This is a genomic window from Paenibacillus endophyticus, from assembly GCF_014192395.1.
GTDB lineage: Bacteria > Bacillota > Bacilli > Paenibacillales > Paenibacillaceae > Pristimantibacillus > Pristimantibacillus endophyticus.
Window position 1 is genome coordinate 1 of sequence record NZ_JACHXW010000037.1, and the last position, 13240, is coordinate 13240.

Below are 13240 nucleotides of genomic sequence, written 5' to 3' on the forward strand. Positions count from 1 at the left end.
CGCTTCCGTTACCGATGACCAACTCGCTGATGCCATTCGTTTGATTAACAACCGGCCCCGTAAATGTCTAGGGTGGAGGTCGGCTCACGAAGCTTCATGGACGAGGTGTCGCACTTAGCTTGACAATTCGTCATTTTAAAAACATTTCAGGAGATGAGTGAAGATGAAGCTAGGAATTATCGGGCTGGGTAAAATGGGTTTCAATTTGATGTTGAACGTATTGGAGCATGATCATCAAGCTGTCGTATTTGACGTCAATGCAGAAACAGTAGACAAAGCTGCTGCCGAAGGGGCGAAGGGTACACATTCTATCGAAGAGCTGATTCATGAGCTAAAAGCACCGCGAGTGGTGTGGATGATGGTACCTGCAGGGGAGCTAACAGAGACGGTTATTGAGCAAGCAAGCCAATCGCTTGAAGCAGGAGATATCCTAATTGACGGTGGCAATTCCAACTATAAGGACACAGTAAGAAGAGCAGAGAAGCTCTTGGAAAAAGGCATTCATTATCTGGACGTTGGTACGAGCGGCGGGACCGCTGGCGCCAGAAATGGCGCATGTACGATGATCGGAGGAAGCAAGGCGGCATTCGATTCCATCGAGCAGCTATTCAAGGATATTTGCGTAGAGAATGGGTACCTGCATGCAGGCGAAAGCGGAAGCGGGCATTATTTGAAAATGGTACACAACGGCGTTGAATATGGAATGATGCAAGCCATTGCAGAAGGGTTTGAGCTGCTGGAGAAAAGCGCCTATGATTTCGATTTCGAGAAGGTAGCAAGAGTGTGGAACAATGGTTCTGTCATCCGCTCTTGGCTGATGGAGCTGTCGGAAAATGCATTCGCAAAGGATGCTCGCTTGGATGGCCTGAAAGGGGTCATGCACTCTTCCGGCGAAGGCAAGTGGACATTAGAAACAGCTTTGGATTTGCAAACCGCGACACCGGTCATTGCTTTATCCCTCCTTATGAGATACCGCTCGCTTGAGGAGAACACGTTCTCAGGGAAAGTCGTGGCGGCGCTGCGCAACGAGTTTGGCGGACATGACGTGGTAAGCTCATAATTCGGCGGATTGAATAAATGAGGCAAGAGCGTTATTGTTATATTTATACAAGGGATAATAACCGTTCGTGCTATAACATAAGGGGGTATGGAAATGGCTACTAAATATGTGATTGGCGTAGATATTGGCACGACGAGCACAAAGTCGGTCCTGTTTACAGCAGCAGGTTCAATCGTTGCTAGCCACGGGATAGAATATCCTCTGCATTCACCGTCGCCGGCGATCGCGGAGCAGGATCCAGAGGAGATTTTTAACGCTGTATTAGGAACAATTGGACAAGCCATTGCCAAAAGCAATGTGCTGCCTGAAGATATTTTGTGCGTGTCCTTTAGCTCTGCCATGCATAGCGTCATCGCCGTCGATCATGACGGGGTGCCCATTACGAGCTGTATCACCTGGGCGGATAATCGCAGCATAGAATGGACCAATAAAATTAAAAACGAGTGGAACGGCCATCAAATCTATTTGCGCACGGGAACCCCTATTCACCCAATGTCGCCGCTATCAAAACTTACATGGCTGCGCCATGACCATAAAGAGCTGTTTGACCGCGCATTTAAGTTTATTTCGATTAAAGAATATGTTTTCTTTAAACTGTTTGGCAGGTATGTGATTGATTACTCCATCGCTTCCGCTACGGGTCTGTTTAATCTTGTCAACTTGCAGTGGGACGAGGAAGCATTAACCGTAGCAGGTGTAACCCCAGATCGTTTGTCCGAGCTTGTCCCGACCACCTACAAGCTGGAAGGCTTGTCTGAAGTCTACGCGAAGCAAATGAACCTGCCGGCCTCAATACCGTTCGTAGTCGGAGCTAGCGACGGCGTACTCTCGAACCTTGGCGTCAACGCGATTGAACCGGGAGTTGTCGCGGTTACGATTGGGACAAGCGGAGCAATCCGCGCGGTAACGGACAAACCGGTAACGGACCCGAAAGGGAGAATTTTCTGCTACGCATTGACGGAAAAGCTCTGGGTGATTGGCGGGCCTGTCAATAACGGCGGAATGATCTTTAGATGGGTGCGGGATCAGATAGGCACCGAGGAAGTCAGTCTTGCCAAGCAGCAGGGCATCGATCCCTACGAGCTGCTTACGGATCTCGCGGCAAAGGTGAAACCAGGCTCGGACGGACTTATTTTCCACCCCTATTTATCGGGAGAGAGAGCGCCGCTTTGGGATGCGAATGCGCGAGGCTCCTATTTCGGGCTGGGTTTGCATCATAAGAAGGAGCATCTCATTCGCGCGGCTCTGGAAGGTGTTATTTTTAATTTATACAGCGTGCTGATGGCACTTGAAGAGCTTACTGGCAAACCTACGAAAATACAGGCGACAGGCGGATTTGCCAGATCAGAGCTATGGCGTCAGATGATGGCGGATATATTCGACCAAGAGCTTCACGTACCCGAAAGCATCGAGAGCTCATGCCTTGGCGCAGTCATCCTCGGATTATATAGCTTAGGGGAGGTCGACTCCTTATCGGTCGTGGAAGATATGGTCGGAGGATCGCATTTCCATTTGCCCAACAAGAAAAACGCCGAAATCTACGCAGAGCTCATGCGTATTTATATACGGGTTTCAAGGCTTCTGACAGAGGAATACGCGAGCATCGCCGCTTTTCAACAAAAATATGTATAGCCCAAACAGCCGAGCTGCTCGGCTGTTTTTTGTGCGGACATGCACTTGGCTATGTCCCGTATTTTTTGGCATAAGTGCTGAGCGTGAGCATGGGCCAAATATAATTGTTGCTCGGATAATGAACATACACGCTGCCAGGAAGAGCGGCGCCTGTCGGATAGCTGTAAGCCGCGTCACGCTTTGCCAGCTGCTGCATGAGAGCCTCCATCCCTTTTTCCATTGCAGGCGTAGGCTTGTCGTACACGGCGATTAAAGCGTCAAGCGCCCATGCGGTTTGTGAAGGCGTGCTGGCATGAAGAGGCACATAATGCTTTACTTTATCGCTTGAGCAGGATTCTCCCCACCCGCCATCCGAATTCTGTATGCTAAGGAGCCATTTCAACCCTTTTCGGACAGCCGGGTGGTCAGGCGATACGCCAACGGCCATCATGCCCTGAATGGCTGCCCCAGTACCATGGATATAAGCGATTCCCCATCTGCCGTACCAGCTGCCATCACGTTTTTGCTGCGATAGCACCCATCTCACACTGTCGTCCAGCCACTGCTGGCTGATCGTCATTTCAAGCTCGTTACCTAGGAATCCTAGCATTCGGCAAGTCAAGTCAACGGTTGAGGGATCGGTAGAGATATCGGAGGAGCCTTCAAAAGTAAAAAAGCTTGCAGGAAGCTGTTTTCCTTTCCGTTCAAATGCAGGCCAGCCGCCATCCTCATTCCGCATAGCGAGTGTCCAATTCAATCCTCTTTGCCAATTGGCTATTAAGCCGTTAGCTTCCGTTGCGTACGGGCGAACTGCCCGAAGCGATGCAACGCTATCGTCGACGTCGGGATACAGGGTATTCACATCGGAAAACCCCCAGCCGCCGGCAGGCGTATGAGGCATGCGCTTGGTCCAATCCCCTGTTCGAAATTGCTGTTTCTCCAGCAGGTAAGCCCCTGCGCGTTCCATAGCAGGATGGTGCGAAGGAAGTCCCGCTTCTCTTAACGCATAGCTGAGCATGGCGGTATCCCATATTTCAGAAGATGCGACTTGCAGATGTGGCCTGCCCTGGCAGATTAACGAAAGGACTCCTCCCAGCAGTCGGTTGACGGCAGGGGACTGGGGGGAGTAGCCTAATGCAATCAAAGCTAATATCATCAGAATCGTCGCGGTAGAAAAGGTGAGCAGCGTGCCGTTTGGCTCAATCCGATCGAACATGAATTTCTCTGCATCCTCAAGCGCTTTCTCGGAATGCTGTTCAAGCAAGCTGGATAAAGGCAAGCTGGAGATAAAACCGCTGAGTGCAGAGATCCAGGTTGCATCATTCGTGAAGGTGCGCGAGCTCCCGACATACAAGGTGGAGAGGTTAGGCATCGTTATTGAGCGGAGGACAAATTGCTTATTGGCCATTATTAATATAGGAACGAGATGAACACGCGCGTGACCAGACAAGGAGAACAAGTCAAGGCCAATCCCGGAATCCGAGAAAAAAGCTTCCAGCGGAATCCGCAATAGACGCGGCCATTCTGCTTGACCAGCAGCAGACAGCATCACCTGCGTCAGCAAGCTGCGGGCTTCTGATAATCCGCCGCGCTGAAGTATGAATTGCTTAGCATTCACCATACGCGGGTCGTCTTCGTAATAATACCCTGCGTACAGCAAGGCGAAATAGGCTTCGGCCGTCGCGTCCAAATTGCCTCCTGATTCATCGGGATACACTTTCCAAGACCCGTTTGCCTCTTGCTTGGAAGCAATTCGAGCTGCCAGCATTCGGATAAGATGCTCATCAGCTCTGCCGAGCAATCGCAATACGATAATCAAGTAGCTGTCTGTCATGGTTCCTGAATCAAAGCACATCCGCCAAGCTCCGTCTTGCGACTGCTGGCTTAGCAGATCTGCCGCCATTCGATCTATCTGTTCCCGAATTTGGTTCGAATCCATATGGCACGCTCACCCTTTGCAACCTTAGTTGCCCTATGTATATGCGGGATAAGGCGGCGAAAGTCGAGGACGGCAGCGATGTTTAGAGCACTAATGGAAGCGAACATCAGTCAGAGCCTGACAGCAGCTTCTGTAGCAGCATCGTAACGGCCAAAGAGAGGGAAGCCTCTTTATGCCGGATGATAGAGAATTGCCGTTCAAATCTTGCGTTCTGAATAGGGAGCTCCATTAAATCTCCCGTTTCCAATTCTTTGCGGACTACCCAGCGGGAGAGAAATGCAATGCCTAAGCCTGCCAGTACCGCCTCCTTGACGCTTTGACTGCTATTGAAGATGTAGGACCGTTTTTGTACGAGCTTGTTTTCGGCGAAAAATTGATCACTAAAGTCGCGGGTCCCAGATCCGCTTTCCCTCAGCACCCATATTTGGTCGTGAAGCTGCTCGGCAGCCGCAATGCGAAGTGCTGCAAGCGGGTGTGCCGATGGGGCAATGATGATCATTTCATCTCTCATAAATGGCGTAATCACGAGATCCGAGGCGGATGTCTGACCTTCGATAAGCCCAATGTCCAGCTCATTTGCCCTTACCGCTTGCACGATTTCCTCCGTATTCCCAATCGTTGCCTGCATGTTGACGAGCGGATATTTGGCTGCAAATTCAGCTATGCATTTCGGCAGCACATATTCACCAATCGTGAAGCTGGCTCCAATCTGAAGCAAGCCGGTAACTTCATTTTGCAATAAATGAATGTCCTGTTTGGCTTCCTCGTACAAGTTTAGGATTTTCTTGGCCTTTTGATACAATATATCTCCTGCTTCTGTCAGCCGTACATACTTTGGAGACCGGTGCAGCAGCCTCGCGCCCAGCTCGTTCTCCAGATTGCGGATGTGCTGGCTTACGCCAGGCTGGGAAAGGTTCAACAGCTCTGCTGCTCTAGAGAAATGACGCTGTTCCGTAACGGCTACGAAAACGCGCAGCGACTCTACTATCATAATAATCCCTCATTATTGAATATGAATTTAGTGAATATATAGTAATAATAACGTGTTATTTATCATTTTTCCATGACTATCATAACAATTCGTAATGATTGAGATCGTTAATACGTATTTCACTTTCTAATCGACGAGCCTTATAGTGAATACAAATAGAGCGTGAAAATCAGTTTTCATCCAGAGGTGAATGCAATGAACATAAGAAGCATAACGACTTTCCAGCCAAACAAATGGGTTGATTTCTCAGCAGGATTAGGGTTGACAGCTGTCATTGCTATTGTGGCTAAGTATATGGTCCAGCTGCCGCTGTTGAATATAATGGGGCAGCTGGTTGTAGCCATTGTGATTGGAATGGCGCTGCGAGCATGGGGACTCCTACCATCGGCAGCCAGCAGCGGCATTGCATTTTCGAGCAAAAGGCTGCTTCGCTTAGGCATTGTTCTGCTGGGCATGCGTTTGAATATGCTTGATATCATGCATGCCGGTCCAAAGGTATTCGCCATGGCGGCCATTCATATTGTCTTTACGATCATTGTTGTATACGGGTTGAGCAGATGGATGGGAATCGGCAGAAACCTCGGGCTCCTAACGGCCTGCGGAACAGCTATTTGCGGAGCGGCAGCTGTTGTCGCTATATCGCCACAGCTGAAAGCCAGCCATAATGAGACTGCCATCAGCGCTGCGACCGTAGCCATATTGGGCACGATATTTTCGATTGCCTATACGGCTCTCTATCCCGTATTGCACTTAAGCGCAGCAGGTTACGGCATCTTCACAGGTGCAACGCTCCACGAAATCGCCCATGCAATCGCAGCGGCAGCGCCCGGAGGGCAAATAGCCGTCGATATGTCAGTAATGGTGAAGATGACAAGAGTCGCGATGCTTGTCCCAGTCGCGATTGCTATCGGCATATGGAACAACCGAAGAGCAGGCAGCAATGAGAAGATGAATTTTAAGAGCTTTCCCGTTCCTTGGTTCATAGTCGGTTTTCTTGCAATGAGCGGAATAAATACGTTAGGCATCATTCCTTCAGCTATAACGGAACACTTGATTACGGGCGCTTATATGCTATTGGCAATGGCGATGGCTGGCCTGGGCTTGGGTGTTGATTTCGTCTTGTTCAGAACATTAGGAAAAAAACCGTTTATCGCGGGGCTTATCGGCTCAATTCTGCTAGCTGGACTTGGCTTGCTGCTCGTTCATCTGTTTCATTTGGCGTAGAAAAACGAAAGATAGGGGCTGATCAGCCCCTATCTGCAGAATTGATTATGATTGTATCCGCAATTGCGTTCCTGCTGGCTAGAATGGGCAGCCTACGGGAGGAACCGGTTTTGGACGCGGATATTGACGAATATGCTTGATCCGCGATTCTCCGGTCATCTCCATGCCATTGCCGATTTGAATGCTTGCAGAGGAGCCGGCGGCGATGACCTGAATGTTCCCAACCGTAATGTTCGGCGAGCAATTAGCGCGTATGACGGACACGACTTCTCCATTATCATAATCAGGGTCTACGAGTGCAGGCAGCGGTAGGTAGAATAACGAATAGGATTCAAAAAAGATGTCTCCTGCCGTCGTATGGTCTTCCTGCCGCTGAAGCGCGAGCGCTCGTATCTTTGCATGCGTCTCTGCACGGTCGCCGAATTGAACCGTACCCGCCTGCGCTACGCTAATGATACAGATTGAACCAACGTTTGCCGTTCGGATTGGATACGTATGATCATCTTGGACATTCATATGCGGCACATCTCCTTCAAGCTTCGCCCATAGTCCCGCCCGCGTCCTCAGGGAGCGGGAAGGGGGCGAGCGGACCGACGACTACGGATTCAGGAGGCGTATCGAACATGGAGTACAAAGTAACGCTGTCGGTATCCCCCACCTGCAGCATGGATGCGCTCGATACGCCAAGAATCTCAATTTGGCCGACGCACAAATGATGATTGACTACAGTGAATTGAAGCATTAAGCCATTCCTCCAGATGATGGCGATCCTGTCTGCAGCTGGCGCATGTAAGCATAGAGTGCTGCATCAGCATCCCTTCTTGTTTTAGCAAGGACGTCTGCGGCAGAAGCGGGACTATCTTCAGCCGCTTGCTTAGCTTCTGCGCCTTTTTCTTTTTTCTGCATATAGAAATGAATACGTGTAGGCACCTGTTTTCGAACATCTTCAATAATGATTTTTCGGTGATAAGGGTCCAGAGGTATGCCAAATTGATTCTCATAGGCTAACAGCGTTTGCGGAGCTCCTGCATCCAAATAACGCGTCATTTCATTGAATACCTCGTTATATACCGGGCTTGGGTCAGGAATTGTTGGACCGGCAGACGGAAAAACCTCCGGCTTGGATACGGCAAGCTGCTCAATGCTGCCTGGAAAGGTCTCATCGCCCATCCCAGGAGCAGTCATGCCGATGTTCAATGTGCCATCCAGCTTATCGACCTTCAATTGATCGAAGTGGTATTCAATGCTCTCGATGTTGTAAGTAGGCCGGGCTTCGAGGTGCTTGATCTGTTCGCACAAATCAAGCACCTTTGCGCTCAGCGCCTCGAGCTGCTCTTGCTGCTCTTTAAGCTTGTTTTGCACCTCAAGAGACCACATTTGCCAAGGAGACAATGGGTTTGGCTGCTGCATGCGACTGCTCCTCCTTTACGCGATAGGCTGGATGCTGCTTGCTAGGATGGATTGGGCAACGGCACGAACGAAAGCGGATTATCCGCGCCTAGCTGCGGCGCAGGTCCTGTGAATCCTCCTGTATTATAGAGCTGCGATAGCGAACGGATCGATCCTGCGCTGCCGACCTGAAGCACGGAGCTGTTCGAAACACTGTCAACGCGAAGCTGATGAATCGTAATTTGCTGATGAATAGTAAGACTCATAGAGTATTCACTTCATTGCTCGTATTGTCTTGAACATCAGGATCAATCGAATTCGTCGCACTCACAGCGTTGTTGGAGTTTGTTAGGCTGCCGGTTAGGAACGATCCTGATCCGGCATAGGTTTTGGAGCTGCTTGTAGGAGACACTTCCAAGGAATCGCCGAATTGAACGATGGAGCCGGACCCTATGCTTACGATTTTGACAAAACCGACTACTGCTGGCATAAGCATCCTCCTTTTGCATGGGATATTTGAATGTGAAATAATCGTGTTACATCTTATGCGGCATTCGCCCAGAGGTTCCCTTCTTGCATGTATCCAAGGCAGCTAAGGAAGCATATACTGGCAGAAGTGCTGGAAGGCAGGTGTTTGCTTGTGGCATCCAAATGGGATGATATGGAACGGTGGATGGAGAGGCAGCAGCTGCCGAAAGGGTTTGAGCTGCTTCGAGAGCCGGATTGGGTGGAGCAATATGTGCGCAAAATGATGACTAAAGCACTGCCTGAAGCGGCAGGGGTCATGATCGGCGGCGGATCTGCATCCTTTTCCGAAACGCGGCATTTTGTTCATGTCAAAATAAATTTGCCTGACGGCTTTGATAAAGAGCAGCTGCGATTGTTCGTGCGTGAGGATCGATTGCGGCTTGAGGGACTGCCAGGGGGCAAAATCGAGACGATTAAGCTGCCTAAGCTTGTGAAGCCTCGATTGTGCAAGACGCAGCTGCAGGATGCAGTGCTGAAAGTAAAGCTGCAGAAACGGCCGACAAACCGCAGCTTTCATGAAGCAATTGTTCGCTGGTAATGGAGATGGAGCGCCAAACGGGGCATGCATCGTTTGATGTGTGCTCTATTTGTCACGAAATCGACAGGGTTTACAGTTGGCTAAAGGCATCTCTATCCCTTATAATGTCTAATGAACATGTACATATTAGCAAAAAAGGGAGTGTGCTCGGTGTCACTAGTCGATGTAAGCAGTGTTTCTGCTTCGTTATTCATACTCGGAATTGTTTTTTTAATGCTTATTTTCGGATTGCTAAGCTTCGGAATTCTACGCATGTTCCAGCAAAAATTTCGGACAGGCTGGTTCAGCTTTGCTGGAGCTATCGTAAGCTTTGTCGTCTTTATGTTCATACTAAACAAATGGTATCTATAGTCGGCCTATAGGTTATCGCGACCGGAGGTATAAGCTTGACCTGGACATTGATATGGTTTGTTGTTAATCTTTTTTTCGTTGTTTCCGTTGTTGCCTATATGTTTATGCATCGCTCCTACACGGAGGCGAAGCGGCAGTCAAACGACGCCGCGATTATTAGAAAGCTCAATATGAGGCGAATGCTGGTAGGCATTCTAAGCATCGTGCTGTTCGTGGCCATGTCTGCGAGCTTTATGATTAATATGAGATTGAATGGATAAGCGAAGGCTCTCATTGACGAGAGCTTTTTTTTTCGTCATTATGGAGGTATACCATTTTTAGTCCGGAGGTTCGACATATGCATACAATAGAAGACATTATACGACGCATGTCTAGTCAAGGATTGAGAATCACGGATCAGCGAAAAACGCTGGCTAAGCTATTTTCGGAGACGCAAGGTTATTTGGCTCCTAAAGAAGTTTACGAGTATATGGGTAAATCGTATACAGGACTCAGTTTTGATACCGTGTACCGCAATCTGCGCGTGATGGAAGAGCTTGGCGTGCTGGAACAGGTTATATTCGAGGATGGCGGCAAGTTTAAGCTTCATTGCAGAGAGCTTGACCATCATCACCATATGATATGCCTGCAATGCGGCAAAACGTATCCGATTACGTTTTGCCCGATGGAACAAACGAACGTACCGGATGATTTTCAAGTCGTGAAGCATAAATTCGAAGTGTTCGGCTACTGCAAAGCATGCGTGCAGGAAGAGTCCGCGGCAAGCGGAGTGTAATGCCGGATAAACGAGTAATGCGTAGAGTGACCCAGGCTCCGATTCATTTCTATCGCAAGGTAATCTCGCCTCTTACGCCGCCGTCATGCCGATTCTACCCTACATGCTCCGTGTATGCGCTTGAGGCGATTGAGAAGCATGGAGCCGCGAGAGGATCATGGCTTGCCGTGAAGAGAATTGCGCGCTGCCATCCCTTTCATGCCGGAGGATATGATCCGGTACCGCCAGTGCCGGGCTCCAAGATAGATGCACCTTGACAGAAGGGGATCTGTTTCGGTATATTTTGAGATATAAATGGCTACAATGTTAGCAATATTTCTCCATATATCCGAGGAACGGATAAGTATGATAGCACAACCTTAACAGAGAGCCGGGAACAATGCTGGAAGCCGGCAAGGAACGCTATTAGAAAATGGTCCGGGAGGATTCGTTCTCAAGCCGCAGCGCATGTGCTGGGTGAGGGGGCGACGCGAAGCTGGCGTTAACGGCGATAGCCGCCTGCGAGGCGGCACACGAAGCTTTCTGGAACGGCCGGACCATTCGGCTAATTCTGGATTGAAATTTGGGTGGTACCGCGTGAGTTACAACTCTCGTCCCATATGGACGGGAGTTTTTTGCGTTTTTTTATATTGAAATGTAAATGAGGAGGTATTCTGATGACGAAGAAAAATACGTTTTATATTACGACGCCGATCTATTATCCCAGCGACAAGCTTCATATTGGGCATGCTTACACAACGGTAGCCGGCGATGCCATGGCCCGCTACAAGCGCTTGCGCGGCTTTGACGTGTGGTATTTGACAGGAACAGATGAGCACGGCCAGAAGATCGAGCGAAAAGCGAAGGAAAAGGACCAGACTCCGCAGCAGTTTGTTGACGATATTGTCGTGGGAATCAAAGAGCTTTGGGCAAAGCTCGAAATTTCCAATGATGATTTCATCCGTACGACAGAGGACCGCCATAAGGTGATCGTCGAGAAAATCTTCGCTCAACTGCTGGCGCAGGATGATATTTACAAGGGGACATACGAGGGCTGGTACTGTACGCCATGCGAATCATTTTTCTTGGAGCGTCAGCTTGAGAACGGAAATTGTCCGGACTGCGGCCGTCCTGTCGAACTCGTCAAAGAGGAGAGCTATTTCTTCCGCATGAGCAACTATGCTGACCGTCTCCTGCAATATTATGAGGATAATCCTGGCTTCATACAGCCGGAGTCACGCAAGAACGAAATGATCAACAACTTCATTAAGCCAGGTCTTGAGGATTTGGCTGTATCACGGACGACGTTTGATTGGGGCGTAAAGGTTCCAGGCGATGCGAAGCACGTCATCTACGTGTGGATTGATGCGTTGTCCAACTATATTACGGCCCTAGGGTATGGAGATGAAGGAAAGGATCAGAAATACCGCGACTTCTGGCCTGCAGACGTTCATCTGGTAGGCAAGGAAATCGTACGTTTCCATACGATTTATTGGCCGATCATGCTGATGGCGCTGAATCTTCCGCTTCCGAAGAAAGTATTTGCGCATGGCTGGCTGCTGATGAAGGATGGCAAAATGTCGAAGTCCAAGGGGAATGTCGTAGATCCGGTCATGCTGATCGACCGGTACGGGCTGGACGCGCTTCGTTACTATCTCCTTCGCGAGGTGCCGTTTGGCGCTGATGGAACATTTACGCCGGAAAATTTCGTTGAGCGGATCAATTTCGACTTGGCGAACGATTTGGGCAACTTGTTGAACCGGACAATCGCGATGATCGACAAATATTTCGATGGCGCAATCCCAGCGTTCGCAGGCGCAGTAACGGATTTTGATGAATCGCTGCAGAAGTTGTCCACGGAAACAGTCGGCCTGGTAGAAGCTGCGCTTGAGAATATGGAATTCTCGGTAGCGTTAGCCTCGCTTTGGCAGCTTGTTAGCCGGACAAACAAGTATATCGACGAAACGCAGCCATGGGCGCTTGCAAAGGATGAAGCCAAAAAAGGCGAGCTGGCGTCTGTTATGCATCATCTGGCGGAATCGTTACGCATTGTATCCATTTTGCTCCAGCCGTTCTTGACCCACTCCCCTAGGGAAATGTGGAAGCAGCTTGGCATTGAGCCGGGTGAGCTAACCGCTTGGGAGAGCACGAAGCAGTTCGGAGCATTGCCTGGCGGTACGAAAGTGAGCAAAGGCTCACCATTGTTCCCGCGGCTTGATACGCTCGAAGAAGCGGCTTATATAGCAGCTGAAATGGGCGGCGGAGCAGAGCAGGCGCAAGCAGCCGAGCAAAAGAGCGAAGCGGCAGCAACAGCAGCAGACGCTTCGAATGAGACGAAAGCTGAGCCAACGGGCAGCAAAGAAGAAATTGCAATCGATGACTTTGCTAAGGTAGAGCTTCGCGTAGCGCAGGTTATTGCAGCAGAGCCCGTCCATAAAGCGGATAAACTTCTGAAGCTGCAGCTTGACCTTGGCTATGAGCAGAGACAGGTCGTGTCCGGCATTGCAAAATTTTATACGCCAGAGCAGATGGTGGGGCGCAAAGTGATTTGCGTGACGAATCTGAAGCCGGTTAAGCTGCGCGGAGAATGGTCGCAAGGCATGATTCTAGCTGCTTCGCATGGCGATCAGCTGACACTCTCAACGGTGCCGGATGAGATGCCAAATGGTGCGGTAGTGAAATAGAAGTAATTGATTTGCTGTAAGTAAGAAGGGTGTTCTGGCTGTCGAGCGACAGCGAGGGCATCCTTTTTTTAAATATGACGAATTGTCAAGCTAAGTGCGACACCTCTTCCATGAAGGCTTCGTGAGCCGACCTCCAACCGAGACATTTACGAGGACGGTTGTTAATCAAAC

At 49.7% G+C, this 13240-nt stretch carries 16 protein-coding genes and 1 pseudogene; 10 read left to right on the forward strand and 7 right to left on the reverse strand.

Features of this window, described 5'->3' with window-relative positions:
* The 3 genes and pseudogenes from FHS16_RS32855 to gntK form a co-directional block, all read left to right on the forward strand.
* A pseudogene (locus tag FHS16_RS32855) lies at window positions 1-123 on the forward strand (IS30 family transposase); the annotation flags it as partial.
* 40 nt (window positions 124-163) lie between these two features.
* Window positions 164-1060: a phosphogluconate dehydrogenase (NAD(+)-dependent, decarboxylating) gene (gnd, locus tag FHS16_RS31200; RefSeq protein ID WP_183571582.1), complete on the forward strand. Its 897-nt coding sequence runs from the start codon at window positions 164-166 to the stop codon at window positions 1058-1060.
* A gap of 93 nt (window positions 1061-1153) precedes the next feature.
* Entirely contained in the window at window positions 1154-2692 is a 1539-nt protein-coding gene (gene gntK, locus FHS16_RS31205; protein WP_183571584.1) for a gluconokinase, read from the forward strand.
* Window positions 2693-2741: 49 nt separating this feature from the next.
* On the opposite strand, the gene FHS16_RS31210 is transcribed toward gntK, so the two are convergent.
* Both FHS16_RS31210 and FHS16_RS31215 read right to left on the reverse strand, forming a co-directional pair.
* Complete coding sequence (locus tag FHS16_RS31210; RefSeq protein WP_246432069.1) at window positions 2742-4610, reverse strand: squalene/oxidosqualene cyclase; 1869 nt, start codon at window positions 4608-4610, stop codon at window positions 2742-2744.
* 106 nt (window positions 4611-4716) lie between these two features.
* Window positions 4717-5601: a LysR family transcriptional regulator gene (locus FHS16_RS31215; protein ID WP_183571586.1), complete on the reverse strand. Its 885-nt coding sequence runs from the start codon at window positions 5599-5601 to the stop codon at window positions 4717-4719.
* 195 nt (window positions 5602-5796) lie between these two features.
* On the opposite strand from FHS16_RS31215, the gene FHS16_RS31220 reads away from it, so the two are divergent.
* Complete coding sequence (locus FHS16_RS31220; protein ID WP_183571588.1) at window positions 5797-6825, forward strand: YeiH family protein; 1029 nt, start codon at window positions 5797-5799, stop codon at window positions 6823-6825.
* 78 nt (window positions 6826-6903) lie between these two features.
* Here FHS16_RS31220 and FHS16_RS31225 read toward each other — a convergent pair whose 3' ends face one another.
* From FHS16_RS31225 to FHS16_RS31245, 5 genes are read right to left on the reverse strand one after another with little or no spacing between them, the layout of a single operon-like run.
* Window positions 6904-7341: a spore germination protein GerPE gene (locus tag FHS16_RS31225; RefSeq protein WP_183571590.1), complete on the reverse strand. Its 438-nt coding sequence runs from the start codon at window positions 7339-7341 to the stop codon at window positions 6904-6906.
* Window positions 7342-7357: 16 nt separating this feature from the next.
* A complete protein-coding gene (locus tag FHS16_RS31230) occupies window positions 7358-7567 on the reverse strand; it encodes a spore germination protein GerPD (protein WP_183571592.1) in 210 nt (69 codons plus the stop codon).
* Entirely contained in the window at window positions 7567-8235 is a 669-nt protein-coding gene (gene gerPC, locus FHS16_RS31235) for a spore germination protein GerPC (protein ID WP_183571594.1), read from the reverse strand. Before gerPC ends, FHS16_RS31230 begins: the two co-directional genes overlap by 1 nt.
* 41 nt (window positions 8236-8276) lie before the next feature.
* Window positions 8277-8480: a spore germination protein GerPB gene (locus tag FHS16_RS31240; RefSeq protein ID WP_183571596.1), complete on the reverse strand. Its 204-nt coding sequence runs from the start codon at window positions 8478-8480 to the stop codon at window positions 8277-8279.
* Window positions 8477-8704 carry a spore germination protein gene (locus FHS16_RS31245; protein ID WP_183571598.1) on the reverse strand — a complete coding sequence of 76 codons (228 nt, stop codon included), beginning with the start codon at window positions 8702-8704 and terminating at the stop codon, window positions 8477-8479. Before FHS16_RS31245 ends, FHS16_RS31240 begins: the two co-directional genes overlap by 4 nt.
* Window positions 8705-8791: 87 nt before the next feature.
* Between FHS16_RS31245 and FHS16_RS31250 the strand changes: the two genes are divergently transcribed.
* The 6 genes from FHS16_RS31250 to metG all read left to right on the forward strand — a co-directional run bounded on the left by FHS16_RS31250 (window position 8792) and on the right by metG (window position 13069).
* Window positions 8792-9280 (forward strand): Hsp20/alpha crystallin family protein, encoded by a 489-nt coding sequence (locus FHS16_RS31250; RefSeq protein ID WP_246432070.1) that lies wholly within the window; start codon window positions 8792-8794, stop codon window positions 9278-9280.
* A 150-nt stretch (window positions 9281-9430) separates the two neighbouring features.
* On the forward strand, window positions 9431-9631 hold the full coding sequence (locus FHS16_RS31255; RefSeq protein WP_183571600.1) for a hypothetical protein: 201 nt from the start codon (window positions 9431-9433) through the stop codon (window positions 9629-9631).
* Between the two features lie 35 nt (window positions 9632-9666).
* Complete coding sequence (locus tag FHS16_RS31260) at window positions 9667-9891, forward strand: hypothetical protein (protein WP_183571602.1); 225 nt, start codon at window positions 9667-9669, stop codon at window positions 9889-9891.
* A 77-nt stretch (window positions 9892-9968) separates the two neighbouring features.
* Window positions 9969-10406, forward strand: a complete 438-nt coding sequence (locus FHS16_RS31265) for a Fur family transcriptional regulator (RefSeq protein ID WP_183571604.1) — start codon at window positions 9969-9971, stop codon at window positions 10404-10406.
* A gap of 17 nt (window positions 10407-10423) precedes the next feature.
* A complete protein-coding gene (gene yidD, locus FHS16_RS31270) occupies window positions 10424-10663 on the forward strand; it encodes a membrane protein insertion efficiency factor YidD (RefSeq protein ID WP_221226530.1) in 240 nt (79 codons plus the stop codon).
* A 399-nt stretch (window positions 10664-11062) separates the two neighbouring features.
* Entirely contained in the window at window positions 11063-13069 is a 2007-nt protein-coding gene (gene metG, locus FHS16_RS31275; RefSeq protein WP_183571608.1) for a methionine--tRNA ligase, read from the forward strand.
* Window positions 13070-13240 lie beyond the last annotated feature (171 nt).

Coding starts and splice junctions, on each gene's coding strand:
- FHS16_RS31240 (WP_183571596.1), bottom strand. CDS start 8,480: ATGAGTCTTACTATTCATCAGCAAATTACGATTCATCAGCTTCGCGTT.
- FHS16_RS31210 (WP_246432069.1), bottom strand. CDS start 4,610: ATGGATTCGAACCAAATTCGGGAACAGATAGATCGAATGGCGGCAGAT.
- FHS16_RS31215 (WP_183571586.1), bottom strand. CDS start 5,601: ATGATAGTAGAGTCGCTGCGCGTTTTCGTAGCCGTTACGGAACAGCGT.
- metG (WP_183571608.1), top strand. CDS start 11,063: ATGACGAAGAAAAATACGTTTTATATTACGACGCCGATCTATTATCCC.
- FHS16_RS31265 (WP_183571604.1), top strand. CDS start 9,969: ATGCATACAATAGAAGACATTATACGACGCATGTCTAGTCAAGGATTG.
- FHS16_RS31245 (WP_183571598.1), bottom strand. CDS start 8,704: ATGCCAGCAGTAGTCGGTTTTGTCAAAATCGTAAGCATAGGGTCCGGC.
- gntK (WP_183571584.1), top strand. CDS start 1,154: ATGGCTACTAAATATGTGATTGGCGTAGATATTGGCACGACGAGCACA.
- yidD (WP_221226530.1), top strand. CDS start 10,424: ATGCGTAGAGTGACCCAGGCTCCGATTCATTTCTATCGCAAGGTAATC.
- gerPC (WP_183571594.1), bottom strand. CDS start 8,235: ATGCAGCAGCCAAACCCATTGTCTCCTTGGCAAATGTGGTCTCTTGAG.
- FHS16_RS31225 (WP_183571590.1), bottom strand. CDS start 7,341: ATGAATGTCCAAGATGATCATACGTATCCAATCCGAACGGCAAACGTT.
- FHS16_RS31230 (WP_183571592.1), bottom strand. CDS start 7,567: ATGCTTCAATTCACTGTAGTCAATCATCATTTGTGCGTCGGCCAAATT.
- FHS16_RS31220 (WP_183571588.1), top strand. CDS start 5,797: ATGAACATAAGAAGCATAACGACTTTCCAGCCAAACAAATGGGTTGAT.
- FHS16_RS31250 (WP_246432070.1), top strand. CDS start 8,792: ATGTATCCAAGGCAGCTAAGGAAGCATATACTGGCAGAAGTGCTGGAA.
- gnd (WP_183571582.1), top strand. CDS start 164: ATGAAGCTAGGAATTATCGGGCTGGGTAAAATGGGTTTCAATTTGATG.